General features: G+C 55.0%; 15 protein-coding genes, 1 tRNA gene and 1 other RNA gene. 5 read left to right on the top strand and 12 right to left on the bottom strand.

What is annotated here, in order from left to right; all coding sequences use genetic code 11:
- Window positions 1–6: 6 nt before the first annotated feature.
- The 5 genes from nosR to Q334_RS18355 all read right to left on the bottom strand — a co-directional run bounded on the left by nosR (window position 7) and on the right by Q334_RS18355 (window position 8,946).
- Window positions 7–2,211, bottom strand: a complete 2,205-nt coding sequence (nosR, locus tag Q334_RS18365) for a transcriptional regulator NosR (protein WP_245593666.1) — start codon at window positions 2,209–2,211, stop codon at window positions 7–9.
- An 83-nt stretch (window positions 2,212–2,294) separates the two neighbouring features.
- Window positions 2,295–4,319, bottom strand: coding sequence for an EAL domain-containing protein (locus Q334_RS0107210; protein WP_081414383.1), 2,025 nt, complete (start codon window positions 4,317–4,319; stop codon window positions 2,295–2,297).
- Window positions 4,320–4,453: 134 nt separating this feature from the next.
- The gene (locus Q334_RS18360) at window positions 4,454–6,751 is read right to left on the bottom strand and encodes a putative bifunctional diguanylate cyclase/phosphodiesterase (RefSeq protein WP_051527596.1); all 2,298 of its coding nucleotides are present in this window, start codon (window positions 6,749–6,751) and stop codon (window positions 4,454–4,456) included.
- A complete protein-coding gene (locus tag Q334_RS0107200; RefSeq protein ID WP_027312611.1) occupies window positions 6,744–7,889 on the bottom strand; it encodes an FIST signal transduction protein in 1,146 nt (381 codons plus the stop codon). Before Q334_RS0107200 ends, Q334_RS18360 begins: the two co-directional genes overlap by 8 nt.
- 82 nt (window positions 7,890–7,971) lie before the next feature.
- Window positions 7,972–8,946: a LysR family transcriptional regulator gene (locus Q334_RS18355; protein WP_035461042.1), complete on the bottom strand. Its 975-nt coding sequence runs from the start codon at window positions 8,944–8,946 to the stop codon at window positions 7,972–7,974.
- 126 nt (window positions 8,947–9,072) lie between these two features.
- Here Q334_RS18355 and Q334_RS0107190 point away from each other — a divergent pair, with 126 nt between their 5' ends.
- A complete protein-coding gene (locus tag Q334_RS0107190) occupies window positions 9,073–10,008 on the top strand; it encodes a sodium-dependent bicarbonate transport family permease (protein ID WP_027312610.1) in 936 nt (311 codons plus the stop codon).
- A 55-nt stretch (window positions 10,009–10,063) separates the two neighbouring features.
- On the opposite strand, the gene Q334_RS0107185 is transcribed toward Q334_RS0107190, so the two are convergent.
- From Q334_RS0107185 to Q334_RS0107170, 5 genes are all read right to left on the bottom strand, one after another.
- A complete protein-coding gene (locus tag Q334_RS0107185) occupies window positions 10,064–11,062 on the bottom strand; it encodes a DUF4340 domain-containing protein (protein WP_027312609.1) in 999 nt (332 codons plus the stop codon).
- 18 nt (window positions 11,063–11,080) lie between these two features.
- Window positions 11,081–13,993, bottom strand: coding sequence for a DUF4350 domain-containing protein (locus Q334_RS0107180; protein ID WP_051527595.1), 2,913 nt, complete (start codon window positions 13,991–13,993; stop codon window positions 11,081–11,083).
- Window positions 13,983–14,936 carry an ABC transporter ATP-binding protein gene (locus Q334_RS18350; protein ID WP_035461040.1) on the bottom strand — a complete coding sequence of 318 codons (954 nt, stop codon included), beginning with the start codon at window positions 14,934–14,936 and terminating at the stop codon, window positions 13,983–13,985. The genes Q334_RS0107180 and Q334_RS18350 overlap by 11 nt, the downstream gene beginning before the upstream one ends.
- Before the next feature lie 280 nt (window positions 14,937–15,216).
- Window positions 15,217–15,337, bottom strand: a non-coding RNA gene (locus tag Q334_RS20275) — RtT sRNA.
- 50 nt (window positions 15,338–15,387) lie between these two features.
- Window positions 15,388–15,464, bottom strand: a tRNA-Arg gene (locus Q334_RS0107170).
- A 287-nt stretch (window positions 15,465–15,751) separates the two neighbouring features.
- Between Q334_RS0107170 and Q334_RS0107165 the strand changes: the two genes are divergently transcribed.
- The 3 genes from Q334_RS0107165 to sodB all read left to right on the top strand — a co-directional run bounded on the left by Q334_RS0107165 (window position 15,752) and on the right by sodB (window position 18,088).
- Window positions 15,752–16,177, top strand: a complete 426-nt coding sequence (locus Q334_RS0107165) for a c-type cytochrome (protein WP_342667446.1) — start codon at window positions 15,752–15,754, stop codon at window positions 16,175–16,177.
- 219 nt (window positions 16,178–16,396) lie between these two features.
- Window positions 16,397–17,356: a thioredoxin-disulfide reductase gene (trxB, locus tag Q334_RS0107160; protein WP_027312606.1), complete on the top strand. Its 960-nt coding sequence runs from the start codon at window positions 16,397–16,399 to the stop codon at window positions 17,354–17,356.
- A gap of 147 nt (window positions 17,357–17,503) precedes the next feature.
- Window positions 17,504–18,088: a superoxide dismutase [Fe] gene (sodB, locus tag Q334_RS0107155; RefSeq protein WP_027312605.1), complete on the top strand. Its 585-nt coding sequence runs from the start codon at window positions 17,504–17,506 to the stop codon at window positions 18,086–18,088.
- Between the two features lie 82 nt (window positions 18,089–18,170).
- Here sodB and efpL read toward each other — a convergent pair whose 3' ends face one another.
- Both efpL and Q334_RS0107140 read right to left on the bottom strand, forming a co-directional pair.
- The gene (gene efpL / locus Q334_RS0107150; RefSeq protein ID WP_027312604.1) at window positions 18,171–18,737 is read right to left on the bottom strand and encodes an elongation factor P-like protein EfpL; all 567 of its coding nucleotides are present in this window, start codon (window positions 18,735–18,737) and stop codon (window positions 18,171–18,173) included.
- A 356-nt stretch (window positions 18,738–19,093) separates the two neighbouring features.
- Window positions 19,094–19,381 carry a hypothetical protein gene (locus Q334_RS0107140; protein ID WP_027312603.1) on the bottom strand — a complete coding sequence of 96 codons (288 nt, stop codon included), beginning with the start codon at window positions 19,379–19,381 and terminating at the stop codon, window positions 19,094–19,096.
- Window positions 19,382–19,505: 124 nt separating this feature from the next.
- On the opposite strand from Q334_RS0107140, the gene Q334_RS0107135 reads away from it, so the two are divergent.
- Complete coding sequence (locus tag Q334_RS0107135) at window positions 19,506–20,228, top strand: helix-turn-helix transcriptional regulator (RefSeq protein ID WP_027312602.1); 723 nt, start codon at window positions 19,506–19,508, stop codon at window positions 20,226–20,228.
- Window positions 20,229–20,241: the final 13 nt, after the last annotated feature.

Below are 20,241 nucleotides of genomic sequence, written 5' to 3'. Positions count from 1 at the left end.
GACTGACTACAGATTTTGCAGAGGGATAGATTCATGCTCATCCAGCCCATGTCCGCTCAAACCATGGCGCTCGCGTTTTTTGCGCAGGCGGATCAGAGGCGGACAAAGCTGGTCACTGCTATAGGTCACCTGACAATCCAGGCAGTGGTGACACTCGTTGGCATTAATGCGCCCGTCAGGGGCAATGGCCTGAATTTCACATTCGCGCGCACAGCGCTGGCAGGGCTGGCCGCACTCACTACGGCGCTTAAGCCAATCAAACAGGCGTACCCGCGCTGGAATCGCCAGGGCTGCACCCAGTGGACAGAGGTAACGACAGTAAACTTTGCGGGTAAACAGGGAGATCAGCACCAGCACCAGGGCGTAAAGGACAAAGCCCCACTCGCGCTGAAAGCGCAGGGTAATCGCGGTTTTGAAGGGTTCGACCTCGGCATAGCGCTCGGCGGTGGCCAAGGACTCCAGTGACAGGGCAAACAACAGCATCAGGATGATGTACTTCAATGCCCATAAGCGCTCATGCACGCCGTAGGGCAACTCATACTGACGCATGCCAAGCTTGCGGGCGGCCATATTAACCAGCTCCTGCAAGGCACCAAAGGGACATAACCAACCACAGAAGATGCCACGCCCCCACAGCAACAGGCTTAAGGCAACGAAGCTCCAAAGGATGAACAGGACGGGGTCCAGCAGGAAGGTATCCCAGCTAAAACCCGTCATAAAGGCATGGATAAAGGTGAAGACGTTCACCACCGACAGCTGGCCAAGGGCATACCAGCCGATAAAGAACAGGGTGTAGAGCAAAAAGCCCAGGCGTAAGCCCTCAATCAGACGTGGCCGCTTGACCAACACATCCTGCAGGAACAGCACCAGGGTCAGCAGGCCAAGGCCGAGCAACAGCACCGCAATCTGGAAGCGCTGCTCATACCAGATGCTGACCCACAGGGGTTGTTCCTGCCACACCTCTTCCTCTGTCGCGACAGGCGCAGCCACTGGCGCGGGCCGCTGCAGATAGGCCTCTGGTAGCTGGTATTCACTGATAAAGTCAGCAAACAGACTTTCTACCGGGCCAACCTGACGCCGTACGGTTAGCTCCAGCTGCCAGGACTGGGCCAGATCAAACTCCTGTCCCGCCCGCAGCACAAAGATCGCCATCTCACTAAAGCGCGGCATCCCCGCCAGATAGACATCCAACAGGCGGAAGTAGTCACTGTCATGGAAGCTGATCGACGCCGCCCCTTGGCGCACACGGATGCGATCAAAGATGCCGCCACGCACATAGCCATTGCCCTTGAAGGAATACTCACCATTGGCCATCACCGCGATGGCCACATCCCCCGGTTGTAGCTGTGCCATCAGCCAGGAGTATTCACTGCTGCCAAGTAGGTTCTCCCCCACTACCGGCAGGTTTAGGGGAGCATAAAAAAGGTCAATCAGGTCTTCATTCGCTTTGGCGGGATCGGCATCCTGACCGGCAGCGGCGGTATTGGCAAAGGCTGCCTCCACCTCGCCACGGGAGAGACGCATACGGCGAATGCTGCCATCGCCAGTCAGGCTCAACCAATCTGCCTGACCCTGTGCGTCCCAACGCACTTCGGCACGGGGGCCACTGGCCTGCTGCTGATCCGCCACCAAACCCAACGCCCGCGCCACCTTGGCGCTGGTACGCATCAGGGCTTCATTGACCACCATCACCGTCACCGTGGCACCGGTAATGGCATCAATCGACACCCGCCCTTGCTGCTCACCACTGCCTACCCGCACCTTATCGGTGACCTGGAGGCCAACATACTTGCTGACAAAATCAAATAGGGCTTGTTCGGGAATACCCACCAGCAGGATGGGCTCATGGTGCTGATAAACCTCGGTGGCGAGAATCTCCCCGCTGGGGCTTAACGCCACCAGCATCTCCACCGGTTTACCGGAATAGGCGGGAATACGTTGAATCGCATCGGTTGCGAAAAGGTAGGCGAGGGGCTGCTCACCCTGCGTGAGCTGATACACCGGCCAGGGAGCCTCAACCTGACTGAAACCATCGGCAGCAGGCCAGTGTTGTTGTCCCCATTGCTGCAGGAAGCCCGCATCCACTACAGGCTTGACTGGGCCAAGCGCCTGGGCCGGCAGTGCCAACGCCAACAGGCTCCACAACCAGAGCACAGCCAGCAGACGACGTGCCATTTGATCGGGGCCTGCCTGGCCCTTGCTCCCTTGCATATCGGACTCCTCGGTGCGGCGGAATGCCGCAGGCCGAGCCAGTCTAGGAAGCAGGGTTATTAATGTATTTGATACACATCAAGCTAATTGACATCCTCGCCTGGAGGGCGGGAAGAATTGAACTGAGTCAATAAATGCATGAATTCATTGGCGGGTAACGAACGACTGTAATACCAACCCTGGGCGGAAATATGTTCCCCCTGGGGCACGAAGTGTAATTGCTCCGCCGTTTCGACCCCCTCCACCACCACCTCGACCTCCAACTGTTCGGCAAACTCCAACAGGCTACGGAACAACTGCTGCCCCTTACTGTGGGCAAGCGCCTGGACAAAACTGCGATCGATCTTGATCGCATCAATGCTGAATACCCCCAGGTAACTGAGAGAGGAATAACCGGTGCCAAAGTCATCAATATGCAGGCGCACCCCAAGGGCCCTCAGGGCATCAAGGGAGCGCTTCAGTGCCGGTTGATTACGTGCCAGGGTGCCCTCGGTGATTTCAAATACCAATTGCTCGGCAAAGGGGGCAAGGCGTGGCAACAAACGCTGGATTAATCTTTCATCTTCCAGGGTCTCCGGGGTGATATTAATACTGACGGTAATCTGCTGGCCCTGCTGCTGCCATAGCGCCTGTTGACGCAACACCTCACGGATGGTCCAGCGATCCACATCCTTCATCATCCCCGCTTGGGCTAACCAGGGTAAAAATTGCCCTGGCCCCTCCTGTTTACCCTGCGCATTACGGGCACGAATCAAGGCTTCGCACCCAATAATACGGCCATCTCTCATACCAATTTGTGGCTGGTATTCCAGGTAAAACTCCAGCTCACCGATATGGTCCATCTGCTTATCCAGCTCCAACTGCTGCTGTTGCTGACGGTTGGCATCGGCAACGGCATCACTGGCCAGCAGCCCCGCCTCCTCCCAACGGCGAGCATAGGAAGTTTCCAGCGCGGGTATGGCGATGGTTTTATCGGCATGGTCACGCTGCCAGCTCATTACGAAGGGGAGGTAAAGCAAGGTACTCAGCAGCAGGTTAAGCAACTGCAGCAACAACGCCTGCCACTGGCCGTCGGTGGTCAAAAAAACGTTAAAAAATACCGGCGCACTAAAGGGTAGCTCCAGCACTGGCAGGGCGACCCAGCCGTTAGCCAGCAGCCAATAGCTGAACCCCCAGCACAATTGAGGAGCCAGGATGAAGGGCAGCAAAAAGCGCGGATTAAAAATAAGAGGCAGCCCAAACAGCAATACTTCATTGATATTGAAAGCTCCAAGCAATAACCCCAGGCAAGCCAGGGTGCGGATGGCCGCTTGCTTCCCTTGCCACAGCAGGGCAAACGCCAGCCCCAGGGTCGCTCCACTACCGCCGATAAAGACAAACTGCTCCAACACCAGAGAGCTCACCAACGAGGGGATGGCTAACCCCGCCTGGGCCGCCTCTGCATTGAGGCTAGATGCCTCTGCCAGCTGCTGCGCCAGCGGCAGGAGTGCGTAATAGCCATGAATCCCGACAAACCAGGAAAGTGAATTGAGCAGACTATAGAGGGCCCCAGCCAACCAGGGCTGATTCATCTCCAGACGCAGGAACTGCCACACCTCGCCATGGTGAAACAGTAACCCAAGCAACAACCCCACCAGGGTAACCGCCAACAGAGTCCAGAGCGCCGGCACAATCAGATTAACCGAGTCCTTAATCACCAGGCCGCCAAGATCATGACGTAGTAACCGTCCCCAGCCGCGCTTGTAGGCTTGGGATAGCAGGGGCACGGCATAGAGAGGGGTCAGAATACCCACCAACAAGTCGGTACTGGGGTGAGCCAACTGAGTATTACTGATGGCGCTATAGCATAAGCAGAGTAGGGTCACCGGAGCACGGGGTAAGCGCAGATGCAGGGCCAGCATATAGCCAATCCCGCCACTTAACAGCAGAGGTAATACGCCAGCAAAACCAAGACGTAGTGCGATCAGCACCTCCACCAACTCAGGTAGCCAGGCGAAGTACTTCAATAATCCAATCAGTAGAAACACCAAGCCATCAACCACCACGGCAGGCAGAATCCACACCATTCCTTCTCTAAGGGTGCGCAGTAGTAGTCGCAGTGTTGTCATTGGGGCTGTCCGGCAAGTCGCCCCCTATCAACACAGCTAAGGGGGTGTTAATAAGCTAGCCGAGGGCGACACCCTGTGCAGGATAATCTTTCGCACTTCGCCGCCGAATAACCGCCTTTTTATCCCACACTGGCTTAGCCAGGGCGTTTCAAGCGGCTACGGTGGCGCTGACGCAGAAAGAGCTCCGCCTGGGTGGGAGGCAATGGGCGGCTATAGAGATAGCCCTGGAAGTAGTGGCAGCCCAGTTTAGCCAAGAGTTGACGTTGGGCCTCTTCCTCAACCCCTTCGGCCAGCACATGCAGGCCCAGGGTTTTACCCAGCTGAATGATGGAGCGGGTGATGTCCCGGTCGTTTTCGTCATCGAGCAAGTCGAGCACGAAAGAGCGATCAATCTTGAGTTTGGTGAAGGGAAAACGCTTGAGTTGGCTCAGCGAGGAATAACCGGTACCGAAGTCATCCAGGGCCAGACCCACTCCCATTTCCTGCAATACCTGGAGGATTTGGTAGCTAACATCCTGATGCTGCATCGCCAGGCTTTCGGTGATTTCCAGCTCCAGCCAATGGGGGTCCAACTGATGCCGACGCAGGTAGTCAGCCAAACGCTCAGGCAGGCCTTTATCCTGCAACTGCAGTGGTGACAGGTTGACCGCCATTGATACCAAGGGCAGGCCCTGCTGCTGCCACTGTGCTTGTAGCCGACAAGCCTCCTGCAAGACCCACTCTCCCAGTGGCACAATCAAACCGGTTTCTTCGGCAATACTGATAAAGTGTCCGGGCATCACCATACCACGGCGCGGATGCTGCCAACGCACTAAGCCTTCAAAACCAACCAAGCGCTTGGAGTCCATGGTGATTTGCGGCTGCAAATGTAACTCCAGCTCACTGTGTTCGATGGCATAACGTAGTTCAGTTTCCAGCTGCAAGCGTTGCTTGGCATGGTCATGCCAATGGGCTTCAAAGAACAGATAGGTGTTTTTGCCAGAACGCTTGGCATGATTGAGCGCCATATCCGCATGGCGCATCAGTACCTGCCAGTTATCCTGGCCAACGGTACCGGTATCGATACCGATGGTAGCGCCGACAAACAGCTCCTGCTGACCTAGCACAAAGGGGTCGGACATCAGGCGCAGAATACGTTTGGCGACTTCCTCAACCTCAGTGGTGGAGGTGACATCCAACAGGGCAATAATAAACTCGTCGCCTCCCTGGCGCGCCACCAAATCAGAGGCGCGAATTGCCTTTTGCAGGCGTTTGGCTACTTCACCAAGCAGCCAATCTCCGGCGGCATGGCCAAACACATCATTGACATGCTTAAAGCGATCCAGGTCCATGTAGAAAATCGCTACCCGCTTACCCTGCATACCTGGTTCCTGCATAGCACTGTGCAGGTTTTCCTGTAAGCGTGTACGGTTGGCTAAGCCCGTCAGCTGATCTTCATAGGCAAGTTGCTGCAGTTTCTCTTCCGCCTGCTTCATGGCGGTAATGTCCGAGAACATACAGATCATATGCTCAACCTGATCCTGATTATCCCGTACCAGGCTAATCGACACCCACAACACCAACAGCTGCTTGGTATGCGGATTCAGTTCCCAAATCTCGCCCGACCAACTCTGTTGTTCACGCACATCGTCCAGCAGGTCTTGATAGAAGTACTTATCGTGACGGCTGGAGGCCAGCTTCTCCGCCAGCGGCTGCCCCCGCAACTGCGCTTCTTCCGCCATAAACAGTTGGCAAAACGCCTGATTGACCTCCTGGATACAGCCGAACCGATCCAGCACCACAATCCCCTGGGAGGTGGAGTCAAATACCTTGGTGGATAAGCGCAGGCGCTGCTTGGACTGGTGCCGCTCGGTAATGTCACGAAAGCTCCACACTCGACCAATGTAAGCCTCCCCCTGGCGTTGCGGCCAGGAAATACGCTCCAACAAGCGCCCGTCTTTCATCATCACCAGGTCACGCCCTTCTGCCTGACTATTACGATGCAGAGCGCGAATCGCCTCCATAAACCCCTCAGGCTGCTCCACCTGCTCCATAATGCGATCAAAAAACTGGCTAATATGCGCCCGCTCCAGATTCACTTCTTGCAGGTTCCACAGGGCGATGAACTCTTGATTGAAGTGCTGTACCCGCCCATAGCTGCTAATGGCAATAATGGCGTCAGCGGAGGACTCCAGGGTGGCACGCATCACCGCCAGGGTTTGCTGCAAACGCCGTTGCTGTTCGCTTTGACTGGCAAGCTGTTGCTCCAATGCCTGGTAACGACTGCGCAGCTCCTGGGACGTCAGTTCCAGCGAACGCTCCATCAATGCGCGGTCTTGATCCATTTGTTGGTACGTCTGATCAATGGCCTCCAGCAATGCCTGCCATTGGGGATCCAACGTTTGGCTCTCCCCCAAATAACGACGCAGTTGACGCTGCAACAGCTTATGCATCAAGCGGCCACTCCTGCAGCAGGGTGATGGTCATGGTCTGATTGTGCAGTTCACAGCCCCATTGCGGATGCTGCGGCGCAATTTCACCATAGGAATAAAAACCGGCGGTTAGGGTGGCTGGGCCCAACACATCACGCACAGCTTCCACCTCCTCTTCGATACGATGCCCTAATACCAGACGACGCCCCACACAACTAATCAACAACGCCAGGCCTGGTTGTGATTGCATCGCAGCCAAGGATAGGTTGGCCGCCCCCTGAGCACCATCGACTAAGCACTCAAAGTTAGCCTTCATTAGGCGGGCATAGCAACCTTCTGGCATCTCACCGGCAAAAATAATACTGCCGTGCTCCTCATTCACCGCCAGGATGGTTCTGACCAGTTCAGCCTCCCCCTGCCCCGCCTTCACACTGAGAGGGAAGAGCAAGCCTGTCGCTGGCAGACCACTGGCATGTTCCCCCAGATAGGTTTTATACAAGGCAAGCGCGGACTGACCATCCAGCTCAAACAGCTCCGCCCCCTGGGCCTTAGTGATCAAGCGATCCGGGCCGAAGGAATCCCAACCACCCTGGGAGCCCATGCCAACATGCAATGCTTGACCATATAAACCCACTGCCACTACAGCATCCTGGTAACAATGCTCATTTAAACAAACCCAGGTATGGGCAAAACGCTCCCCATCACCCGCCAGGCCACCTGTCACCGCACACTGTTGCCCCAGCTGTTGGCGTAATGACTGGGCCAATAAAGAGCCATTGATATGCAACCCTTCGCTAAACACCAAAACATGGCGTAAATCCTCCGCCAATAAGCTTTGCCCTAGCTCCGCCCCTAGCGCGTCACTACTCCTGCCCTGCAAGCGTGCTAAAGCCACCCTTAGCGGCGTGTGTTGGAAATGAATAACAATGGCTACCAGATCGCCACAGCTGACCTGGTCAGCGTAAATCTCACCGGCACTGCTGCAACCTACTATCTCAGCTTGGGGATAACGTTGATGCAGGCGTTGATAGCACTCTGCCCAGTGCGCTAGCCAATGACTATCCATAAACACCAGAACGAGTTGCGCGGCTGCTAACTCAGGCAGCAGCCAAGGCTGCTGGCGGGCCTTAGCAGGAATATGTATCACCTCAGTGTGCATGATTTTCTTCTTATTCTGTGTGGTTCAACGAACACTAGCCATTCACAAACAGCCCCATTCAAAGGCCAAAGCTGTCGGAGAATCAACCACTTCCTCTTTTCATGGCGCTGGTTAAAGCCAGACTCAACTGAGCTAAGTCAGCCTCAGCATACGCACTACCAAGTAACTCGGGCACCGCCTGCTCAATAAACTGGGCAAATGCCATCACCACTCTAGGCAAGGTGGGCTGGTGACGCCAAACCAGATACCAGTGCTGCTGTAACGGAAAACCCCGTACCGGCAACTCCACCAGACTATGGTCGGATGCCTCCAAGGTATGGCGTGACAAGATCGCTATTCCCAATCCGGCCCCCACGCTTAAGCGGATAGCCTCATTACTTTCCACCTGCAGGCTATTGGTTAGCATCCATCCCTGCTCTTGCAGGTAAGTCTCCAGCGCCAAACGCGTGCCAGAACCCGCCTCTCGCAATAAGAAACGTTCTTGCAGCAGCTCACTGAAATCCAACGCCCGCTGTTTAGCTAACGGGTGCTGAGGTGAGGCCACCACCACCAAAGGATTGTGCACAATAGGGAAGCAAAACAAGTCTGCTTGGCGTGGCGGCTGACTAAAGATATAGAGGTGATCACGGTTTTCCTGTAAGCGAGTAATCACCTGCTGACGATTACCGATATTCAAATGAATATCCAAACCAGGATAACGCTTGGCAAAGCCCCCCAATAACTGTGGCGCCAGATACTGTGCAGTCGTCACCACCGCCAGATTAAACTGACCACGCGCCAAACCCTCGACCTCCGATAAACGGGTACTGAGATCATCCAGCTCCGCCAGCACTCGCTCTGCACTCAACAGTAGCTCCTTCCCTGCTGCCGTCGGTTGCAACATCCGCCCACGGTTTTCCAGCAATGGCTGGCCGACCACCTCTTGCAGCTTACGTAACTGCAATGACACCGCTGGCTGAGTCAGAAACAGCCGTTCCGCCGCCTTACCCACGGCTCCCTGACGCACTACCTCCACATACACCTGCAATAACCTGAGTGTCAGTAAACGCTTGTCCATCTCACCGTCCTCTTTTTCAGCCCAACAATCATAAATAATCGTTTATGCCTTTTATATTTTTAATTAATTAGTTTTAGAAAAGAGGAAGCCTTAAGGTAGCGCCAATCCGACTATGAGGTTGCCAACATGCCAGATCCCGTCATTGCTGTATTTGCCCTCGGGCTCTTTGCCGGCCTGATTCGCTCCGACTTAAAAGTCCCCCAGGGCACCTACGACACTCTCACCATCCTGTTGCTGTTTGCCCTGGGCATGAAGGGCGGTTTAGCCATTCGTGAACAAGGCCTTTTGAACGTCTTACCCCAAGCACTGACCATTGCACTGCTGGGTGCTTTGATCCCCCTCGTGCTGTTCCCGGTTCTGCGTAAACTGGTGCGCCTTAATAGTGCCGATAGTGCGGCCATGGCAGCCCACTACGGTTCTGTAAGCGTGGGAACCTTTGCGGTGGGAATGGCCTATCTGGAGCACCGGTTGATTAGCTATGAGCCTCAACTGACTTTATTTGTGGTGATGCTGGAGATGCCCGCAATTGGGGTAGCCATTCTGCTGTCCCGCATGGGCGGTGCCAACCAGGGTACCCGCTGGGGACAAATCCTGCATGAGGTCTTTGCCAGCCGCGGCATGGTGCTATTAGGGGGAGGATTGCTGATCGGTAGCCTGTACGGCAAAGACGGCTTAGGCACCATCGCCCCGCTGTTTATGCAGCTATTCCATGGCCTACTGGCGCTCTTCCTGCTGGAAATGGGACTCTGCGCGGCCAACTTCCTCCGTCACTGGGAACGCAGCAATAGTCGCGTACTGATATTTGCTTTGTGTGCCCCACCGCTACTGGCAATTAGTGCAATACCCGTTGCCAACCTGATGGGCCTGAGTGAAGGTGGCAGTGTACTCCTGATGACCCTATTTGCCTCCGCCTCCTACATCGCCGCCCCTGCCGCCATGCGCCAGGCCGTTCCCGAAGCCAATACCGGCATGGCAATCAGCGCTGCTCTGGCCATCACCTTCCCCTTCAACACCCTGATCGGGATTGGGATTTATCACCAGGTTTGGCAGTGGTTGGGTTAAATTCGCATTGCTACAGGTGGATTTACTCCACCTGTAGCACGCTTATATCTCCCGCTCAGTTCCTCCAATTATTGATCCAAGGCTCCACCTGCCAATTAGCCACGCGGAAGTACCAAGGCTGACCATCGGTCTGCAGCTGGTCAGTGTGGAGTATATAAAAGCGCTGGTCCTTGTCTTGGCTCAGTTGCCAGTGTTGCGCTTGCCCATTTAGGCTCAGGCTCAACTTTAATCGTGGTTGCTGCAGCTGCCACTCAGGTTGCGGCTGCTGACCAAGCGCTTCGTCAACTTGCAGTTTAGCCAGTTGCTCCAACAGCTTATTCACGGCGGCGGTATCCACTCCTTCAGGTAGATTTTGCCACTGGCGCTCAACCTCTCCTGACGCTCCTGGCTCAGCATCTGCCTGGGTTTGTTCCTGCTGCTCCGAGCTTTCGAGCGGTTGCCAACGGGGATAATCGTTGATTTGCACCCACTCTAGGTCACCAACTGCAAAATTAAACAGGCCCTTATCAAGCCAGTCTTTTGCTAGCAATGGCAATTCATAGGCGGCAACAGCCAGGGTATAGACTTCTTTTTCATCATCCAGGCGAGCATAACTGCGCCCCATACCTGCAGCGTTCCCCAAGTACAGGGTAGCCAGGGTGACGCCCTGTTGGTTTTGCAATTTAAGCAGGCGCTGTTCCCCCTCGACCAAACCCAAGCGTGACCATGCCTGGGCTTGAGTCGTAACAGGGTAAGCACGCTGAGCTTGTTGCAAGCGTTGCAACAGGGCTTGCACCTTCTCTTCCTGTACCGGCAAGCCAGACTCCAGCTGCCAACCTGTCGGCTGGCGGGTCAGTCGCAAAGCCGGCTGGTCTTGGCCACTGATCTCCAATTGCTGCACCTGTTGCCAGTCCAGACTTAGCCAGGGTTGTTGCACCACCTGGGTAGCCGGCGCGGGCCAGTTCAGCCATAGCGCCAAGCCAAATTGCAGTATCAGAAGCCCCGCTAATCCGCTCAGGCCGGGGCGCTTCAAGGCTGCCACTATATAAGCAGCAGGACTCAGTGAGAGTTGCATCATTGCCTCCTGCTTTTATCACTGGGATGACGGGCTGGTCTTCACCTGAAGCGGCGCCAGCCACTGTTGATAACGCTGATAACGACGCTGACGCAGCCACCAGGCCAGGATGCCGACCAACACCAGCAATACCAAGCTGATCAGGTACAGTCCCCATTCCAACCACTGCTGTTCCATTTGTGATAGCGGCAACAGGGTATGGGCATAATGGCCACGGCTGCGCATGCTCAACATGGCGGGATCATCCAGTGACCAGTCCACCAGGTTTTGCATCAGTTCAAAGTTTTTACTGTATTCGCTCCCTAGCGCCTGGGCGATCAGGGAGTTCACCTCATCGCTAAAGAGCATGGCGGAGCCAAGCACTATCAAACGGGCTGAATCTGCCGAGTGCTCTATCAGGCTGGCCAAGGGCGGTGTAGCAGAGGAAGGTGTAGCCGCTGTCGGTTCATCCGCTGCATTATCCTTGCTCTTCGCAGCTTGTAGCATCGGTGGTTGCTTACCTTTAAAGGCAGAGGTAAAGCGTCCTTCCAACATCACACCTAGAAGTTGTGATTCCTGCTGCTGCGCAGGGGCAAAGCCATGGGTGGGATAGCGTTTTAGATCTGGCACAATGCCAAGCTCCGTCTGTTGCCAACTCTGCGCAGATGAATGTAACAGCGGGGTGACCTTGATCCCGTCCGCCACATTCTCCAGCTGCAAGGGGTTGGCCCAGGGGATATAGAGCTGCCCCAACGAGGATACGACCGGTGCCTGGGCATTTAACTGGGCGGCACGAGCATCCACAATCAGCGGGTATTGCAGGAGCTGGATTTCCTGCACGCGGAAGCTGCCCAGCTGCCGCTCAACTGGGATCGGCAAGGCGCCGCTTTGCTGATCCAATACCCAAGCCTGGGGTTGCTTGATCCCCATGCTGGCCAGCCAGTCTTCTAGTCCAGTTGGGTTCCAACTGGCTTGCAGGCGTTGCCCCAGCTCGACTTTCGCCGTTGAGCTGGCCAACACCACAGTGCCGCCCCGCATCAGGAACTGGTCAATCGCATATTGCTGGCGCTCATCCAGATTATCCGGGGCCAGCACCAGCAGCATTTCCGCTCCGGCAGGAACCTGGCCCTGCTTAAGATCAGTATCCAGCCAGCGTACCTGCTCACCTAGATAATCGCGCAACAAGCTAAAGTTGGGAGCTTGGCTATAAGGACTGGCTGTCGGCCGGTACACCGCCACACTTTTCAAACTACCGGGCTTAAAGCGCTTGATACTGGCCTCCAGGCTCTGCTGCCAACCTTGTTGATCAAGCTGATCCGGCAAGGCGACCGGCCAACTGCTTTGCCCATCCGATAACAGCAGGTGGAACCAGAATGGCTGCGGGTTCAGCAAGTCGGTGATCATCGGCTGCCAGCCCTGCTCCTCTGCCAGTTGTTTGGCTAAGCCTTGATCCTGACTGGGGTCGATAAACTCGAATGAGAATTTATCCTGCCCCGCCTGTTGCATGCTGGCCAGAGCTTGCTCCAGCGCTTGGCGTAGTGGCTGCACAGACTCAGGGAGCGCTGCCGACACATAGGCACTTAACTGCACCGGACGGGGCAGCTCCGCCCACAACTCACCTTGGCCCTGGTAACTGGCCACCACTTTACGCAACGCCTGGGTCAGATCGTATTCGGGATTTTTCAGCTCAACCTCCAGCTGACCCTCACCCTTGGCTTTTACATCGATCAGGTCACGAAAACCTAACACTTGGTACTCATTGCCATAGCTAATCAGCACATCAAAGTAGGCATTCACCACCGCAGCCTGATAACGGTTCGCCGTCTGGAAAGGCACAGGGCGGATTCCGTATTTACTACCGGCTTCTTCTTCCAATTGGGGATCTTGCTGAGGATCAACCCACTGCAAACGCACCTTACTGCCACCCGCTAAGGCATACTCCTGCAGCAAGTCTTGTAATTGCGGCACCAGTGGCGCCAACAGGGGGTGGGTATTAGCGCTGAAATAACCGCGAATCAGCACCGGCTCCTGTAATTGAGCCAGGGTATGACGCGTAGCTTCCGACAGGGTATAACGCTTACCTTCCGTCAAATCGAGACGAATCCCCTGCAACGGATACAACCAAGCATTCGCCACCAGTAGATTTAGCGCCAGCAGCGCACTCCCCAGACGCCAGCGCCATTGGCTCCCCCCTGCGCTCTGCCCGGCCCAGTAATGACGTTCCAGTTCTAAGCGGTTCAGTACCAAGAACAGCGCCGTCAGGCCCAGGTAGTAATAAAGATCACGCCAGTCCAACACTCCACGGGTGATATCGCTGAAACGCGACCCTGTCCCCAAGGAACGCAACCATTCCGCTACCTGATAGGGGAATAAGTCCGTCAGCAAGGGCGAGCCCAACCAATACAGCAACGCTCCCACTAGCAACGTCCCCATCAAACTGACCAGGGGGTTGTCACTACGGGAGGATAACCAAAGCCCCAAGGCACTATAGGTTGCGGCTAAACACAGCGCAGCCAGGTAGCCGCCCCATACCGGTCCCCAATCTAACTGGCCCAAACTTTGCGTGAGCCAAGGCAGCGGCAGTGTCAGTAATAGGGCAATGGCAACCGGCACTAAGGTGGCTAAAAACTTACCCATCACCAAAGCGCTGGGGGATACCGGTGAGGTCAATAGCACTTCCAGGGTGCCACTACGACGCTCCTCGCTCCAGGCGCGCATCGTCAGGGTTGCTACCAATAGCAACAGCAACAGTGGCATCCACTCAAAGAGCGGTTTGATATCCGCCAGATTACGGGCAAAGAAGGTCTCCACCCAGAACACCACAAACAGGCTGATCAACAGGAAAGCGGCAATAAACAGCAGGGCAACGGGGGTAGCAAACAGGCTGCGGATTTCTCGCCGAGCAATGCGTCCGGCATCCTGCAGCCAGGCAGATAAGCCATTAAGCAGCATGACGATTCTCCTCCCCGTTTATCTGGGCTACAGCCATATTGGGCGCTTGGTTAATCTCCGCAAACAAGGACTCCAGGGTACGTTGCTCATGGTGCAGCTCCTGTAGCTGGCACCCTGCTCCCACCAGCATCCGCGCCAAGGTAGCGGCATCGGCTCCCTTACCCAGAGCATAGCGATGTTTACCTTGCTGGAGGCCAAGATAGTCCACCACCTGCGGCAAGCCTGATAGGTGGCTACGCACCTGAGCGGGCCCTTGATCAACCGCAAACACCAGACGACCACTGTTCTGTAGCTGATCTAAACGCTCATCCACCACCAAGCGGCCGCCACGCATTATCAACACCCGCTCACAGACCGCCTGTACCTCCTGCAAAATGTGGGTGGAGAGAATCACCGTTGATTCTTTCGCCAGAGTACGGATCAGCTCTCGCATTTGCAGGATTTGGGTGGGATCCAGGCCATTGGTCGGCTCATCCAGAATAACGATTTTGGGACGATGCAGAATCGCTAAGGCCACTCCCAAGCGCTGACGATAGCCACGGGACAGCGTTTGGATCGGCGCGAGGGCTTTATCCTGCAGGGCAGTTAGACGAATCGCCCGCTGAATCAATTGGGGACGCTGATCCGCACTCAGACGACGCAAATCCGCCTGATAATCGAGAAACTCAATTACCCGCATATCCGGATAAACCGGGCAGTTCTCCGGCAGGTAACCAAATAGGGCCTGGATAGCACCACGTTGCTGCTGCATATCTCGCCCATCAATACGGATACTACCTTGGCTGGGTTCTAGGTAGCCCGTCAGCATTTTCATCAGGGTACTTTTGCCCGCTCCGTTATGACCGAGCAAGCCGATGATTTCACCGGGTTTTATATGGAAGGAAACCTGATCAACCGCGATAAAATCACCATAGCGACGAGTTAACTGGTCGACATGGATCATTCTGCGACTCCTTGTTGGGCCGATAACGGCCTGACTTATCACAAATTATTCAGAGTCTACGCACTGACAGAGCGCCAATGCGCTAGGCGGATAATCTAGATAGGGAAGCGCGGAAAAAGTTCAAGGTCAGAAAAATTTTGAAAAAATTAGCCCTTGCTGGAACACGCAATCGACATCTGCCCTGGGCTCTATGCCATTTGCGCAGAGCCAGGGAGCAAGTCACAGCCACAGCACACTAAAAAGCAGCAAAGTGAGGCACATAGCGCAGCCAGTCATGGCATCGGTTCAGAGGAGGGATGACTCGGCTTCGCCTCGCCCTTCGGGCTGTTGCTACGCAACATTGTCTCGCTGCGCTCGACTCGAACCAACGGAAGCTCTCACCCTCTCGGGCGAATCACGATTCTGCAAATGAAGGCAATCAATCTAAACAAGGGAAGAACTATGCAGAGGATGGCGCGCCCGGAGGGATTCGAACCCCCGACCAACAGGATCGGAACCTGCTACTCTATCCAGCTGAGCTACGGGCGCTTTACTATGTTGATCAAACACTTAAGTTAACAGCGGAGCTAACTTAGTCGATCGGTAAGCGAGGGCGTATACTAGCCATAGCCTCGCCGTTAGTCTAGCCCCGCCTACTAACTTTTGCGGACAAGTCCACTATTGATGGGCATCAATGCCGCCTTTTCTGGCTTCGACCTTGCGCTAATCCCCATTCACGTTAGGTGTATATCAGGCTATAATCGCGCCCAAACTTGCTGGACTGCCTGCTTTCTAACCAGGCGGCGCCTGCCACTATTAAAGATAGAGAGGTTACCGTGATTGCACTGAAGCGCGTTGCCATGTTGGCTGCCGGGATGGGTCTGATGGTATCAGCGGTCGCCCAGGCCGACCATAACTCTTCTCACTCCATTGCTGACCGAGTCAAGCCTGCTTACAGCGTATGCTTGGAAGGCGAAGAGTGCGCCAGCCAGGTAGCTGCTGCTCCTGCTGCAGCCAGCGGCCCCCGCTCTGGCGCCGATGTTTACGCTGCCTCCTGCCAAGCCTGCCATGCGGTAGGGGTCGCAGGTGCACCTAAGTTTGGCACCTCTGATTGGACTGAGCGCGCGGCCAAAGGTATGGATACCCTGTTGGCTAATGCCATCAACGGCATTAACGCCATGCCTCCTCGCGGTACCTGCGCAACCTGCTCTGATGAAGAGATTCAGGCCTCTATCCAGCACATGCTGGACAGCGCGCCCTAAGCCTGCAGCTTGCACCAGCACGCATCAAACGGTGGCCCAGGCCACCGTTTTTATTTGTGCCTTTCCTCCCGATAATCATAGTTAAAAGCTATAGCTAAAATAGCCATTCGCTAATGGGCCTGGACAGCACTCTGTACTACTATGCCACTCTATTGAATTTCCAGTAGGTCGCCACCATTGCATGACCTACCCATTTAAAGTGCCAAAATAAGGTTTCCTATGAGCAACACCAAGCACGCCCGTCTGCTGATCCTCGGCTCTGGCCCGGCGGGTTATACCGCCGCCGTTTATGCTGCCCGCGCTAACCTCAACCCGGTTCTGGTGACGGGTATGCAGATGGGTGGTCAGCTCACCACCACCACTGAAGTCGATAACTGGCCCGGTGATGTGGAAGGCCTGCAAGGGCCAGATTTAATGGAGCGGATGCGCAAACACGCAGAACGTTTCGATACTGAAATTCTGTTTGACCATATCCACACCGCTGATTTACAACAGCGACCTTTCCGCCTGGAAGGAGATAGCGGTGTATACACCTGTGATGCCCTTATTATCGCCACTGGTGCCAGTGCCAAATATTTGGGGCTGGAGAGTGAGCAGGCCTTCCAGGGTAAGGGGGTATCTGCCTGTGCGACCTGTGACGGTTTCTTCTATCGCAACAAGAAGGTTGCCGTTATCGGTGGCGGCAACACCGCCGTGGAAGAGGCACTGTACCTGAGCAATATCGCCGCTGAAGTGACCGTTGTGCATCGTCGCGATAGTTTCCGCAGTGAAAAAATTCTGCAGGACAAGCTGCTGGAAAAAGCCCGTAACGGTAATGTCAAAATCGAATGGAACCATACTCTGGAAGAGGTCCTCGGTGATGACATGGGCGTCACCGGTATGCGGGTAAAAAGCACTGAAACCGGCGAAAGCAAAGAGCTGGCAGTGGATGGTGTGTTTATCGCCATCGGCCACACCCCCAACACCGGCCTGTTTGAAGGCCAGCTGGAAATGAACAACGGCTATATCAAAGTGAAAAGCGGCCTGGAGGGTAACGCCACCGCCACCAGCATTGAAGGGGTTTTTGCCGCTGGAGATGTGATGGATCAGGTTTACCGCCAAGCCATCACCTCTGCTGGTGCCGGCTGTATGGCCGCCCTGGATGCCGAGCGTTATTTGGACCATCTGGATCAGCATTAACCCTATAAAGTTAGCGGATTTAGCCTCTTTTAATCGCCAAATCTGCCAACTTTTCTCGAGGTTCATGCAAACCGCTAACAGCGGTGATAAGATGCCCACACTATTAAAACGAACAAATTGCCTGACTAGCGAGACAAGGAGACAACCATGAGCTTTGAATTACCCGCACTGCCCTACGCAATGGATGCCCTGGAGCCCCACATCTCTAAAGAGACTCTGGAGTTCCACTACGGCAAGCACCACCAAGCTTACGTGACCAACCTGAACAACCTGGTTAAGGGCACTGAGTTTGAAGGCAAGAGCCTGGAAGAAATCGTCCGTGCATCTTCCGGTGGCGTATTCAACAACGCTGCCCAGGTATGGAACCACACCTTCTACTGGCACTGCCTGGCTCCCAATGCAGGTGGCGAGCCCACTGGCGCCCTGGCTGATGCCATCAACGCCAAATGGGGTTCTTTCGCTGCATTCAAAGAAGAGTTCACTAAGACCGCTATCGGCACTTTCGGTTCTGGCTGGGCCTGGCTGGTAAAAACCGCTTCTGGCGAACTGGAACTGCGCTCCACCAGCAACGCTGGCACCCCGCTGACTGAAGCTGGTGTGACTCCGCTGCTGACCTGTGACGTGTGGGAGCACGCTTACTACATCGACACTCGCAATGCGCGTCCCAAGTATGTAGAAAACTTCTGGGCACTGGTTAACTGGGAATTTGTTGCCAGCAACTTTGCTGCCTAATTCCGTACCTGCTGTACAGAATGCACAACGCCCGGCTTGCCGGGCGTTGTTGTTTTAATCTCGTAGCCAGCCAGTATCTTGCTTACGCACGGGAGGAAAACTTACCGGTTTCGGTATTAATTTTGACCCGATCACCGGTCTCCAGGTATTCAGGCACCTGTACTTCCAGCCCCGTCACAAAACGAGCAGTCTTGGTCCGCGCGGTAGCGCTGGAACCTTTCATCGCCGGCGGCGTTTCCAGAATTTCCATCTCTACGGTGGAAGGCAGTTGCAAGGAAACAGGCTGACCTTCAACCAGCAACACTTGCAGGTTTTCCATACCATCCAGCAAGAAGGGCAGCTGATCTTCCAGTACCGATGCGCTCAACAAGTACTGGCTGTAGTCCTCTGCGTCCATAAAGGTGTACATATCCCCTTCTTTATACAGATAGGAAACCGTACGACGCTGCATTTCCACTTCTTTGATAATTTCATCACCCTTGAAGGTTTCTTCGTACTTACCACCACCGGGTACCTGGCTGAAACGCATCTTATACAGGGTCGCCGCGCCCCGTGCTGAGGGATTGTTCACCTCAATGTTCTGCACGATGTAAACCTGGCGGTTAATCTCCACCACAAAACCACGTTTAACTTCACTTGCCTTAGGCATAGCCAACTCTCTCAATAGACAATGGCGCGAATTTTACTGAGAAGAACAACAAAAAACACTGGCGCAAAAACGACAAAACGCCCCGAAGGGCGTTTTGTGCGGCAGCCTGCAATTAAAACTGCAGACGGCTCAGAGCAATCAGGGCCGGGGCACAGATGCCGACAAAAGCAGCAACCACCAGCAACCACATGCCAATACCAGTAGAGTCTTTGAAGTTAGAATCATGCCCCATGGCGTATTCCTCACATTAAAACAACGGATGGCGAGGATTGTACTGAAAAGCAGGATGCAAGTCGCGCCCAAAACGCTCCAGAATAGACCAAAGCGCAACAAGCACGCCTTGAGCAAGATCAACCTTAGAACAGTGTCATCTGCTGTTCAGGGCCCTCTTCTTCCGCTGCTCCAGCAGCCGGCTCCAGTAGCCATTTCCAATACTCTTTGGCGGCTTCAGGTTCATTAAGGGCGAAGCTGATCATATTGCCCCAGGCATTCACACCGATATTTTCGGCATGGGGCAGGCGGCCTTCATAGTGGGCCTGAAACACCAGTTGCCCTAGTCTGGCCACAGACACTTCTACCCCCTGGCTAACGGCGGCGAGACGCCACTTTTCCGACAGGGTTTTGCGCTGTTTGCTTTTACTCATAACACGCTAAGGGCTTGGCAAAGAAAGGCGGCTATTTTATGCGAGCCCTGCCTCAGGGGCAAATTCACTGTGCATATGTCCACCATCGGCGAAACCCGCTAAGCTAGAGCCAAGGACACAAGCGATGAATATTCAGCAGAAACACTACCAGCCCCATCCCGAATCCCATCAGCATGCCCACCATCAATGGGTATTACCGCTGTCTGGCGAGCTATGGCTACAGACTCAAGGGCGTGATTATCAACTCTCTCCCACACTGGGACTGTTCATCCATGCCCACCACGAACATGCCTTTGCCGCTGCGCCTCAGCATCGCTTTTTAGTGATTGATCTGCCCTGCCAAGGCCGTCTGGCCCCCGAGCGCTTGCCGACTCAACCTTTGCTAGCACTGGATGGTCGCCTGCAGGAGTTCCTGACTTTCATGGCCAGTGAGCCCCTCGACTCTGAGCTCCAGCCACAGTGGTTAAGTTTATTATTAGGGTTATTGGAACAACGCTTAGGCCCCTGGCAACCCGCACTGCTGGTCAACCTGTTACAGCTCTTACAGCAACACCCCGATTGGTTCCCCAGCGTGGAAGAGCTCGCCGCCCAGCTAAGGGTACACCCGCGCCAATTGCAGGCGACCTTTCAGCAAAGCCAGGGCCAGTCACTCCATCCTTATCTGCAACAACGCCGTTATCAGTACTGCTGCCAGCAACTGCGTCACTGCCACAGCATCACCGAAGCTGCACTTAATAGCGGCTTTGCCGAAAGCGCTTCCTTTAATCGCTTTATCAAGCGCTTAAGTGGCCTCACCCCAAGCCAGTTGCGTCAACAACTACTGGGTCCGTTTGTAACCGCGAACTGACCGCATTTTGCCA

Origin of the sequence: Balneatrix alpica DSM 16621 (assembly GCF_000619885.1) — a bacterium.
GTDB lineage: Bacteria > Pseudomonadota > Gammaproteobacteria > Pseudomonadales > Balneatricaceae > Balneatrix > Balneatrix alpica.
Note: the sequence above shows the minus strand (reverse complement) of the source record. Positions and strands in the feature narration are given on the sequence as shown.

Excerpts from the sequence above, each read along its gene's own strand:
- Q334_RS0107185 (WP_027312609.1), bottom strand. The coding sequence starts at position 11,062 with ATGCAACTCTCACTGAGTCCTGCTGCTTATATAGTGGCAGCCTTGAAG.
- Q334_RS18355 (WP_035461042.1), bottom strand. The coding sequence starts at position 8,946 with ATGGACAAGCGTTTACTGACACTCAGGTTATTGCAGGTGTATGTGGAG.
- Q334_RS0107200 (WP_027312611.1), bottom strand. The coding sequence starts at position 7,889 with ATGCACACTGAGGTGATACATATTCCTGCTAAGGCCCGCCAGCAGCCT.
- sodB (WP_027312605.1), top strand. The coding sequence starts at position 17,504 with ATGAGCTTTGAATTACCCGCACTGCCCTACGCAATGGATGCCCTGGAG.
- efpL (WP_027312604.1), bottom strand. The coding sequence starts at position 18,737 with ATGCCTAAGGCAAGTGAAGTTAAACGTGGTTTTGTGGTGGAGATTAAC.
- Q334_RS0107190 (WP_027312610.1), top strand. The coding sequence starts at position 9,073 with ATGCCAGATCCCGTCATTGCTGTATTTGCCCTCGGGCTCTTTGCCGGC.
- Q334_RS0107210 (WP_081414383.1), bottom strand. The coding sequence starts at position 4,319 with ATGACAACACTGCGACTACTACTGCGCACCCTTAGAGAAGGAATGGTG.
- nosR (WP_245593666.1), bottom strand. The coding sequence starts at position 2,211 with ATGCAAGGGAGCAAGGGCCAGGCAGGCCCCGATCAAATGGCACGTCGT.
- Q334_RS18360 (WP_051527596.1), bottom strand. The coding sequence starts at position 6,751 with ATGCATAAGCTGTTGCAGCGTCAACTGCGTCGTTATTTGGGGGAGAGC.
- Q334_RS0107135 (WP_027312602.1), top strand. The coding sequence starts at position 19,506 with ATGAATATTCAGCAGAAACACTACCAGCCCCATCCCGAATCCCATCAG.
- trxB (WP_027312606.1), top strand. The coding sequence starts at position 16,397 with ATGAGCAACACCAAGCACGCCCGTCTGCTGATCCTCGGCTCTGGCCCG.
- Q334_RS0107140 (WP_027312603.1), bottom strand. The coding sequence starts at position 19,381 with ATGAGTAAAAGCAAACAGCGCAAAACCCTGTCGGAAAAGTGGCGTCTC.
- Q334_RS18350 (WP_035461040.1), bottom strand. The coding sequence starts at position 14,936 with ATGATCCATGTCGACCAGTTAACTCGTCGCTATGGTGATTTTATCGCG.
- Q334_RS0107180 (WP_051527595.1), bottom strand. The coding sequence starts at position 13,993 with ATGCTGCTTAATGGCTTATCTGCCTGGCTGCAGGATGCCGGACGCATT.